Genomic DNA, 9,435 nt, shown 5'->3' with positions numbered 1-9,435 from the left:
CCCACAACAAAGCTTCCCGGCAACGGAGTAGACCTAGACTTTACAAGGTGAAGTTAAAGTCTTACTTGAAGTTTGCCGCGTAGCCGCTAGAATCCTGAATCTATATTGATGGCAAACCGCCTGCGTGCTGCGCAGGCGGTTTTGTTTTCTGTCCATCCGGCAGAGAAAGCCGCAGCCAGATCAGGATGTTCTGCTTATGACCATGTCGGCCCGCCTCGCATTGATCTTCTTCGCAGCGCTGCTCAGCGCTTGCGCCAGTCGTACTCCGCCGCCTGCGCCTGTAGTTCGCGCTCCGGTCGTGTTCGGCCCCTCGCAATCTTTCTCGCCCGCTGCTGAAGACGTGCTGTTCCGCGCGCTTGGTCTGGTCGGCACGCCTTATCGCTGGGGTGGCAACACGCCGGATTCAGGGTTTGATTGCAGCGGCCTGATAGGTTTTGTCTACCGTGATGCGGCGGGTATCTCTCTGCCGCGCTCGACTCGCGAACTGATTGTGATGCAGGCGCCGAATGTCGGTAAGGAAGGCTTGCAGACGGGGGATCTGATCTTCTTCGCCACCAATGGCGGTTCGCAGGTCAGCCATGCGGGGATTTACGTCGGGGAAGGGCGCTTTGTGCATGCGCCGGCCACTGGCGGTACGGTGAAGCTCGACAGCCTTTCGAAGGCGTATTGGCAGAAGGCTTATCTGAGCGCCAAGCGGGTGTTGCAGCCTGAGCATCTGGCGCATAACCCGTAACTGAATTCTCCGCTGAACCCTGTGGGAGCGGGCTTGTGTGGTGAGGGGATTTATCCCCGATGGGTGGCGAAGCCGCCCCAAAACAACCCTCTCAGTCCACCCGTTGTACCGAGTGTGATGGTTTGGCGACTGCTTCGCAGCCGATCGGGGATAAATCCCCTCGCCACACAAGCCCACTCCCGCAGGTATTGCGTACAGCGGTTAGAACTCTACTTCGCTGAAGACACCCGCCACACCTTGTTCCCCACATCATCCGCCACCAGCAAGCCGCCTTGCTGATCGATCACCACGCCCACCGGGCGGCCCAGTGCGTTTTCGTCCTTGTCGAGGAAACCGGTCAGCACATCCACCGGTTTGCCACTCGGCTTGCCACCGGTAAACGGCACGAAAATCACTTTGTAGCCACTGTGCGGTTTACGGTTCCATGAGCCATGCTGGCCGATGAACGCGCCTTCCTTAAACTGCGCCGGCAGCGTGTTGCCCTCGGCGAACGTTAGGCCCAGCGATGCGGTGTGCGGCCCGACCGCGTAATCCGGCGCAATGGCTTTGGCCACAAGGTCCGGATTTTGCGGCGACACACGCACATCGACATGCTGACCGTAGTAGCTGAACGGCCAGCCATAGAAACCACCGTCCTTCACGGAAGTGATGTAGTCCGGCACCAGATCACTGCCGATTTCGTCGCGCTCATTCACCGCTGTCCACAGTGCACCGCTGGCGGGTTCCCAGGCCAGGCCATTGGGGTTGCGGATGCCCGAGGCGAAGATGCGGTGATTGCCGGTCGCCCGATCGACTTCCCAGATCGCCGCGCGGCCTTCTTCTTTATCCAGACCGTTTTCGCCGACGTTGCTGTTCGAACCGACCGTGACGTACAGCTTGCTGCCGTCCTTGCTGGCGATGACATTTTTGGTCCAGTGATGATTCAGCGTGCCGCCCGGCAGATCGACTACCTTGATCGGCTGCGACTTGATTTCGGTGGCGCCCGGTTCGTAATGGAAGCGCAGCAGGCGATCCGTGTCGGCGACATACAGGTCGTTGCCGACGAGGGTCATGCCGAAGGGCGAATTGAGGTTCTGCAAAAACACCGTGCGGGTTTCCGCCACGCCATCGTGATCGGCATCGCGCAGCAAAGTGATGCGATTCGGGCTCGGCACGCCGGCGCCAGCCTTGCCCATGACTTTCTTCATCACCCAGCCACGAACGCCGCTGCTGTCGTCAGGTTTCGGCGGGGCATTGGTTTCGGCCACCAGCACATCACCATTGGGCAGCACGTAGAGCCAGCGCGGATGATCGAGGCCTTCGGCGAACGCGGCGACCTGGGTGCCTGCCGCTGCTGTCGGTTTGCCGCCTTCGGGCCAGCCGACCGCCGGAGCAATATTCACCGTCGGGATCAGGGTCTTGTTGGGTTCGGGCAGCTTCGGTGAAGGGCCGGTGCCGTCGGAAACTTGCAGGCTGGAGGATTCACCGCAGGCGGTGAGCCCTCCGGCGAGGGCGATGACGAAAACGAGCTGGGACTTGCGCATTACTGATCTTCCCTATGAATGCATTCCTAATCATAGAGGAGCGCGCAAGCCCGATGGTTCAACTGCTCAACTGCGGGCCTCTTTGAACAGCACGGCAATGCCCGGGTGATAGTTGCCGGCTTCGTTGCGCAGCTTGCGATAGGCGTAAGGGAAATACCAGGCGACGGCGCAGGTGTGTTCCTTTTGCAGGTCGTCGACCATGTCTTGCAGTTCTTCGGGGCTGGCGCTGTGCTGGGCTTTTTGTGGGGCGACAAACAGGCAGCCGAGTTTGAGGTCGCTGGCAAAGCTGATGCGTTTGGCGTCGCTGGTGATCTCCTGCAGGGCTTGGGTCAGGTTGAGGTTGTTGACCCGCGGCCAGCGTTGCGTGGCCTGGATGTATGCGCGGTCCTCGCTGCCGGCGAGAAACAGGTCGGCACGGGCATTGCGCTCACCGTCTTCGTTTTGCTTGCGGGTGGCCGTATGTTCCAGCGTCACCAGCTCGGCCATCCATGCCGCCGCCGAGAGCAGGCCGAGATTGGCTTTCTCGTCATGCCAGTAGGGCGTGTCGCTGTCGCCGCGCACGGCATTGTAGCGGTCGATACAGTCAAACCAGCGTTCAAGCACCGGGCGCAGGAATTCCAGGCGCGGGTTGCTGATGATCATGCCTTGCATCGTAATCATCCTTATTGTTGTGATGGCTTTTTCGAGAAAAGCATGGCTCTTTGATATCACTTGTCTGAGCGTGGCACAAGATTGACGCCAGTTAATTGATCGACGGCAGTTATTCGCCCGACGGCCCCCTCTTTAATTGACGCTCCACCCCCAACCCTCTAACCTTCGCGGCTTGTTTCAGGTGCTCTGTGACCTGCGTCGACAGAGTGAAACAGGGAAGCCGGTGAGGGTTGTCTTCGAGCGAAGAGCGACCACGATCCCGGCGCTGCCCCCGCAACGGTAAATGAGTGAAAACTGCGTCGAATGCCACTGCTCAAAGCGGGAAGGCGCGCAGTCAGGCGAACGCCGCTCATGAGCCCGGAGACCGGCCTGATCCATCCAGCGGCATCACGGTGGGCGATGCCAGGCTTTTTGCCGTCTATTCTTGTGCCTGCCCGCCGTTATCCAGCCTCAACGGAGAGCTCCCCATGACTGATTCCCCCGAGCGTGACGAACGCCATCTGGCGCGTATGCAGCGCAAAAAAGCCGTAATCGACGAACGCATCGCCAACTCGCCTGACGAGTGCGGCCTGGTGCTGGTGCTCACCGGTAATGGCAAAGGCAAAAGCAGCTCGGCGTTCGGCATGCTCGCCCGCGCCATGGGCCACGGCATGCAGTGCGGCGTGGTGCAGTTCATCAAGGGCCGCAACAGCACGGGCGAAGAGTTGTTCTTCCGCCGCTTCCCGGAGCAAGTGCGTTTCCACGTCATGGGCGAGGGCTTTACCTGGGAAACCCAGGATCGTCAGCGCGACATCGCCGCAGCCGAAGCGGCGTGGGCGGTTTCCCGCGAACTGCTGCGCGATCCGTCGATCGGTCTGGTGGTGCTGGATGAATTGAACATCGCCCTCAAACACGGCTACCTCGATCTTGATCAGGTACTCAGCGATTTGCAGGCGCGTCCGCCGATGCAGCATGTGATCGTCACCGGTCGCGGCGCCAAGCCGGAAATGATCGAGATGGGCGACACGGTCACCGAAATGGGCATGCTCAAACACGCCTTCCAGGCCGGTATCAAAGCGCAGAAAGGCGTCGAACTTTGAATCAACCACGTCACTGCCCGGCGGTCCTCATCGCCGCGCCGGCCTCCGGTCAGGGCAAGACCACCGTCACCGCAGCACTCGCCCGTCTGCATCGCAATCAGGGGCGCAAGGTCCGCGTGTTCAAATGCGGCCCGGATTTTCTCGACCCGATGATTCTCGAGCGCGCCAGCGGTGCGCCGGTTTATCAATTGGACATGTGGATGGTCGGCGAGCAGGAAAGCCGTCGCCTGTTATGGGAAGCCGCTGCTGAAGCCGATCTGATTCTGATCGAAGGCGTGATGGGATTGTTTGACGGCACGCCGTCGAGCGCTGATCTGGCGCGGCATTTTGGTGTGCCGGTCCTCGGTGTGATCGACGGCACGGCGATGGCGCAGACCTTTGGTGCGTTGGCGCTTGGATTGGCGCGCTATCAGCCGGACTTGCCGTTTGCCGGCGTGCTGGCCAACCGCGTCGGCACCCTGCGCCATGCGCAATTGCTCGAAGGCAGCCTCACCGAAGGTTTGCGCTGGTACGGCGCGTTGTCTCGCGAAACCGGCATCGAACTGCCGAGCCGCCATCTCGGCCTCGTGCAGGCCAGCGAACTGAATGATCTCGACGTGCGCCTCGATGCGGCCGCCGCAGCGCTTGCCAGCAGTTGCGAGGTAGCGCTGCCACCGGCCGTGGAGTTCGCCGCGCCTGACGTGATCGCCGCCGAGCCATTGCTCGAAGGCGTGCGCATTGCCGTTGCTCGCGATGAAGCCTTTGCCTTCACCTATGGCGCGAGCCTCGACCTGTTGCGCGCAATGGGTGCCGAATTGAGCTTCTTCTCGCCGATCCGCGATACGCAATTACCCGAGGCGGACAGCCTGTATCTGCCCGGTGGTTATCCGGAATTGCATCATGTTGCGCTGTCGCAGAACACCGCGATGCTCGACGCGATCCGTGCGCATCACGCGGCTGGCAAACCGTTACTCGCCGAGTGCGGCGGCATGCTGTATCTGCTCGATTCCTTGACTGACGTTGAAGGCACTCGCGCTGAACTGGTCGGTTTGCTGGCGGGCGATGCGGTGATGCAAAAGCGTCTCGCGGCTTTGGCCCTGCAAGCGGTGGATCTGCCGGAGGGTTCGCTGCGCGGTCACACCTATCATCATTCCCTGACCACCACCGAGCTGACGCCGATTGCCCGGGGCCTGAGCCCGAATGGCGGGCGTGGGGCCGAGGCGGTTTATCGGGAAGGGCGGATGACGGCTTCTTACGTGCACTTTTATTTCCCGTCGAATCCGACGGCGATTGCCGCGCTGTTTGCGCCAGATCTCAAGGCCGCCATCGCTGGCAAGCCAGCTCCCACAGTGGGCGGTGTAAAGCCTGAAGAAATGCGATCGCCATTAGGGACTGGTAGTCCAGCTTCTGTGGTGGCCGATTCAATGTCTGAAGAAACCCAATCCCCTGTGGGAGCTGGCTTGCCAGCGATGGGGCCATGACCGACAACGCATTCTCCGAAGCCGAGCGCGCAGCGGTTTATCGAGCCATCGCTGAACGCCGCGACATGCGTCACTTCACCGGTGGCACGGTCGCGCCCGAACTGCTGGGGCGACTGCTCGAGGCCGCGCATCAGGCCCCCAGCGTCGGCCTGATGCAGCCCTGGCGCTTCATCCGTATCAGCGACCGAGCCCTGCGCGGGCAGATCCAGAATCTGGTGGAAGAAGAACGCATCCGTACCGCCGAAGCGCTCGGCGAGCGCAGTGACGAGTTCATGAAACTCAAGGTCGAAGGCATCAACGACTGCGCCGAAGTGCTGGTCGCCGCATTGATGGATGATCGCGAGAAACACATTTTCGGTCGGCGCACGCTGCCGGAAATGGACATGGCTTCGTTGTCTTGTGCGATCCAGAATCTGTGGCTGGCCTCCCGGGCTGAAGGCTTGGGTATGGGCTGGGTCTCGCTGTTCGAGCCGCAAGCGTTGGCGGATTTGCTGAAGCTGCCCGAAGGCGCCAAGCCGCTGGCGGTTTTGTGTCTGGGCCCGGTCAAGGAATTCTATCCGGCGCCGATGCTGGTACTCGAAGGGTGGGCGCAGGCGCGTCCGCTCAATGAGTTGCTGTTTGAGAATTATTGGGGAGTGAGTCAATGAGTGTGGCGTTGTTGAGTGTCGCCGCGGTCGCGCTGGATGCGCTGCTGGGTGAACCGAAACGCTGGCATCCGCTGGTGGCGTTCGGCAATTTTGCCGGGCGCATCGAGCAACGTTTCAACGCCGGCGGACGTGGCTGGCGCAGCCATGGCGTCACCGCGTGGGTGATCGCGGTGCTGCCGCTGACGTTGCTCGCCACCGCGTTTTCCTGGGCGCCGTACGTGGGCTGGCTCGTCGAAATTCTTGCGCTGTATTGCGCCCTCGGTATGCGCAGCCTCGGTGAGCACGTCGCGCCGGTTGCCGCGGCGTTGCGCGCCGATGATCTGGAGGAAGCGCGCAAGCGTGTCGGTTATCTGGTCAGCCGCCAGACCAGCGAACTCGACAGCACTGCGGTCGCCCGCGCCGCTACTGAATCGGTGCTGGAGAACGGCAGCGATGCAGTGTTCGCCGCGCTGTTCTGGTTTGTCGTGGCCGGTGCGCCGGGCGTGGTGCTCTATCGCTTGAGCAATACGCTCGACGCGATGTGGGGCTATCGCAACGAACGCTTCGAGCGCTTCGGCTGGTGCGCGGCAAAAATCGACGATGTCCTTAACTACATTCCTGCACGGCTTGTTGCTTTGACCTACGCAGTGCTGGGCAAAACCCGACTCGCGTTGCAGTGCTGGCGTACTCAAGCGCCAAAATGGGACAGCCCCAACGCCGGCCCGGTGATGGCGGCAGGGGCTGGTGCGCTCGGCGTCGAGTTGGGTGGTCCGGCGATCTATCACGGCGAACTGCATGAGCGTCCGCAACTCGGCGAAGGCCCAGCGGCCGATGCCGATTCCATCGACCGTGGCTGGCAATTGGTCCAGCGCGGCGTATGGTTATGGCTGCTGATTCTCTGCGTGGGGGCTGAATTCTATGCTTGAGCACGGTGGCCGGCTGCGCAAGGCTGCACACGATTACGGCATCGCCGAGGCTGACTGGCTCGACCTGTCCAGTGGACTGGCGCCGTGGCCGTTTCCAGTCCCGGAGATTCCGCTGCGCGCCTGGGCGCGATTGCCGGAAACCGATGATGGTCTCGAGCAGGCGGCATGCGATTACTACGGCGCGGCGCAGGTGTTGCCGGTGGCCGGTTCGCAGATGGCCATCCAGTTGCTGCCGCGTTTGCGTCGTGCCGGCAAGGTCGGCGTGCTGTCGCCGTGTTACGCCGAGCATGCCGAGGCGTGGCGGCGCAGCGGCTACATCGTGCGCGAAGTGCTGGAGCAGGAAGTCGAATTCTTTCTAGACAGCCTCGATGTGCTGGTGGTGGTCAACCCGAACAACCCGACCGGCCTCAGCCTGACCCCGGCGCGCCTGCTCGACTGGCATGCGCGGCTCGCTCAGCGCGGTGGCTGGCTGGTGGTCGATGAAGCATTTATGGACAACACGCCGCAACTGAGCCTGGCCGCGCATACTCACTTGGTCGGTCTGATTGTGTTGCGCTCGTTCGGCAAGTTTTTTGGCCTGGCCGGAGTGCGGTTGGGCTTTGTGCTGGCCGAGCGCAAGTTGCTCAAGCTGCTCGCCGAACAGGTCGGGCCGTGGGTCGTGAGCGGACCGACGCGGGTGCTTGGTCAGGCCTGTCTGCAAGACACCGAAGGTCACACCCGTCAGCGCATTCGCAGCGATGAAGCGAGCGAGCGGCTGGCGCTGTTGCTGGAACGCTATGGCTTCAAACCGCACGGCGGTTGCGCGCTGTTTCAGTGGCTGATCACCGAGCAGGCGCAAGCGCTGCACGAATTCATGGCCCGACGCGGCATCCTCCTGCGCATCTTCACTCACAACAGCAGTCTGCGTTTCGGCCTGCCTGCCGATGCAGCTGAAGAGGCGCGCCTCGAACAGGCGCTGCAAGCTTTCGCCAAGGAAACCCGATGACAACCCTGATGGTGCAAGGCACCACCTCCGACGCCGGCAAAAGCACACTGGTGACGGCGCTATGCCGCTGGGCAACCCGCCAAGGCATCGCCGTAGTGCCGTTCAAACCACAGAACATGGCGCTCAACAGCGCGGTGACCGCTGACGGTGGCGAGATCGGACGCGCGCAAGCGGTGCAGGCACAAGCGGCGAATCTAGAACCGCACACCGACATGAATCCGGTACTGCTCAAACCCAACAGCGACACGGGCGCACAAGTGATCATCCATGGCCGTGCCGTCACCAGCATGAACGCCGTGGCATATCACGATTACAAAGCCATCGCGATGCAAGCCGTACTGGCCTCGCACCAACGGCTCAGCGCGGCGTATCCGCTGGTCATGGTCGAGGGCGCGGGCTCGCCGGCGGAGATCAATCTGCGTGCCGGCGACATCGCCAATATGGGCTTTGCCGAAGCGGTGGATTGTCCGGTGTTGCTGATCGCCGACATCAATCGCGGCGGGGTTTTCGCCCACTTGGTCGGCACGCTGGAACTGCTCTCGCCGAGCGAACAGGCGCGGGTCAAGGGCTTCATCATCAACCGTTTTCGTGGCGACATCGCCTTGCTGCAACCGGGCCTCGACTGGCTTGAGCAGCGCACCGGCAAACCGGTGGTGGGCGTGCTGCCGTACGTGATGGACCTGCATCTTGAAGCCGAGGACGGTATCGATCAGCGCCAGACCGACAAGGCCGACCAGGTATTGAAAGTGGTGGTGCCGGTGTTGCCACGGATCAGCAACCACACCGATTTCGATCCGCTGCGTCTGCATCCGCAAGTCGATCTGCAATTTGTCGGTCCGGGCCAGGCGATTCCGCCGGCGGATCTGATCATCCTGCCGGGTTCGAAAAGCGTGCGCAGTGATCTCGCGTATCTGCGCGCCAACGGTTGGGAAACGGCGATCAGCCGTCACCTGCGTTACGGCGGCAAAGTCTTGGGGATTTGCGGCGGTCTGCAGATGCTCGGTGAGCAGGTGCATGACCCGCTGGGCCTGGAAGGCGCGCCGGGTTCCAGCGCCGGTCTGGGTTTGCTGGCGTTTGCAACGACGCTGGAGGCCGAGAAGCAACTGCGCAATGTGCGCGGGCGTCTGGCGCTCGAAGAGGCTGAGGTCAGCGGCTATGAGATTCATGCCGGTGTGACCAGCGGGCCGGCGCTGGAGCATGCAGCGGTGCATCTGGATGATGGTCGTTGCGACGGTGCGCAAAGTCTTGACGGGCAGGTGTTCGGCACCTATTTGCATGGCTTGTTCGAATCGCCGACAGCCAGTGCGGCGCTGTTGCGCTGGGCGGGGCTGAACGATGTGCAGGAGGTGGATTACCACGGCTTGCGCGAGCGCGATATCGAGCGCTTGGCGGATCTGGTGGAGAAGCATCTGGATACCGGGTTGTTGCGTCAGCTCTGTGGGATTTGAGTTG

At 62.0% G+C, this 9,435-nt stretch carries 9 protein-coding genes and 1 riboswitch; of the genes, 7 read left to right on the top strand and 2 right to left on the bottom strand.

Features of this window, described 5'->3' with window-relative positions; all coding sequences use genetic code 11:
• The first annotated feature begins 196 nt into the window (after positions 1-196).
• Positions 197-733 (top strand): C40 family peptidase, encoded by a 537-nt coding sequence (locus AC3WMT_RS24055; protein WP_103306924.1) that lies wholly within the window; start codon positions 197-199, stop codon positions 731-733.
• Positions 734-942: 209 nt separating this feature from the next.
• On the opposite strand, the gene AC3WMT_RS24050 is transcribed toward AC3WMT_RS24055, so the two are convergent.
• A complete protein-coding gene (locus tag AC3WMT_RS24050; RefSeq protein ID WP_103306925.1) occupies positions 943-2,256 on the bottom strand; it encodes a PQQ-dependent sugar dehydrogenase in 1,314 nt (437 codons plus the stop codon).
• A gap of 66 nt (positions 2,257-2,322) precedes the next feature.
• Positions 2,323-2,907 carry a hypothetical protein gene (locus AC3WMT_RS24045; RefSeq protein ID WP_103306926.1) on the bottom strand — a complete coding sequence of 195 codons (585 nt, stop codon included), beginning with the start codon at positions 2,905-2,907 and terminating at the stop codon, positions 2,323-2,325.
• A gap of 162 nt (positions 2,908-3,069) precedes the next feature.
• A riboswitch (cobalamin riboswitch) is annotated at positions 3,070-3,294 on the top strand.
• 80 nt (positions 3,295-3,374) lie between these two features.
• Here AC3WMT_RS24045 and cobO point away from each other — a divergent pair.
• Genes cobO through AC3WMT_RS24015 form a run of 6 tightly spaced genes read left to right on the top strand, consistent with a single transcriptional unit; the run spans position 3,375 to position 9,431 of the window.
• On the top strand, positions 3,375-3,986 hold the full coding sequence (cobO, locus tag AC3WMT_RS24040) for a cob(I)yrinic acid a,c-diamide adenosyltransferase (RefSeq protein WP_047300314.1): 612 nt from the start codon (positions 3,375-3,377) through the stop codon (positions 3,984-3,986).
• Positions 3,983-5,446, top strand: a complete 1,464-nt coding sequence (locus AC3WMT_RS24035; protein WP_103306927.1) for a cobyrinic acid a,c-diamide synthase CobB — start codon at positions 3,983-3,985, stop codon at positions 5,444-5,446. Before cobO ends, AC3WMT_RS24035 begins: the two co-directional genes overlap by 4 nt.
• Positions 5,443-6,093 carry a 5,6-dimethylbenzimidazole synthase gene (gene bluB / locus AC3WMT_RS24030; RefSeq protein ID WP_103306928.1) on the top strand — a complete coding sequence of 217 codons (651 nt, stop codon included), beginning with the start codon at positions 5,443-5,445 and terminating at the stop codon, positions 6,091-6,093. The genes AC3WMT_RS24035 and bluB overlap by 4 nt, the downstream gene beginning before the upstream one ends.
• A complete protein-coding gene (gene cbiB / locus AC3WMT_RS24025; RefSeq protein ID WP_103306929.1) occupies positions 6,090-6,998 on the top strand; it encodes an adenosylcobinamide-phosphate synthase CbiB in 909 nt (302 codons plus the stop codon). Before bluB ends, cbiB begins: the two co-directional genes overlap by 4 nt.
• A complete protein-coding gene (gene cobD / locus AC3WMT_RS24020; protein WP_103306930.1) occupies positions 6,991-7,983 on the top strand; it encodes a threonine-phosphate decarboxylase CobD in 993 nt (330 codons plus the stop codon). The genes cbiB and cobD overlap by 8 nt, the downstream gene beginning before the upstream one ends.
• Positions 7,980-9,431: a cobyric acid synthase gene (locus AC3WMT_RS24015; protein ID WP_103306931.1), complete on the top strand. Its 1,452-nt coding sequence runs from the start codon at positions 7,980-7,982 to the stop codon at positions 9,429-9,431. The genes cobD and AC3WMT_RS24015 overlap by 4 nt, the downstream gene beginning before the upstream one ends.
• The last annotated feature ends 4 nt before the right edge of the window (positions 9,432-9,435 follow it).

It is taken from the genome of Pseudomonas sp. FW305-7, from assembly GCF_058786735.1.
The sequence above is the reverse complement of the archived record's forward strand: the minus strand, read 5'-3'. Positions and strand labels throughout refer to the sequence as shown.

Excerpts from the sequence above, each read along its gene's own strand:
- AC3WMT_RS24055 (WP_103306924.1), top strand. The coding sequence starts at position 197 with ATGACCATGTCGGCCCGCCTCGCATTGATCTTCTTCGCAGCGCTGCTC.
- AC3WMT_RS24015 (WP_103306931.1), top strand. The coding sequence starts at position 7,980 with ATGACAACCCTGATGGTGCAAGGCACCACCTCCGACGCCGGCAAAAGC.
- cobD (WP_103306930.1), top strand. The coding sequence starts at position 6,991 with ATGCTTGAGCACGGTGGCCGGCTGCGCAAGGCTGCACACGATTACGGC.
- cobO (WP_047300314.1), top strand. The coding sequence starts at position 3,375 with ATGACTGATTCCCCCGAGCGTGACGAACGCCATCTGGCGCGTATGCAG.
- bluB (WP_103306928.1), top strand. The coding sequence starts at position 5,443 with ATGACCGACAACGCATTCTCCGAAGCCGAGCGCGCAGCGGTTTATCGA.
- AC3WMT_RS24050 (WP_103306925.1), bottom strand. The coding sequence starts at position 2,256 with ATGCGCAAGTCCCAGCTCGTTTTCGTCATCGCCCTCGCCGGAGGGCTC.
- cbiB (WP_103306929.1), top strand. The coding sequence starts at position 6,090 with ATGAGTGTGGCGTTGTTGAGTGTCGCCGCGGTCGCGCTGGATGCGCTG.
- AC3WMT_RS24045 (WP_103306926.1), bottom strand. The coding sequence starts at position 2,907 with ATGCAAGGCATGATCATCAGCAACCCGCGCCTGGAATTCCTGCGCCCG.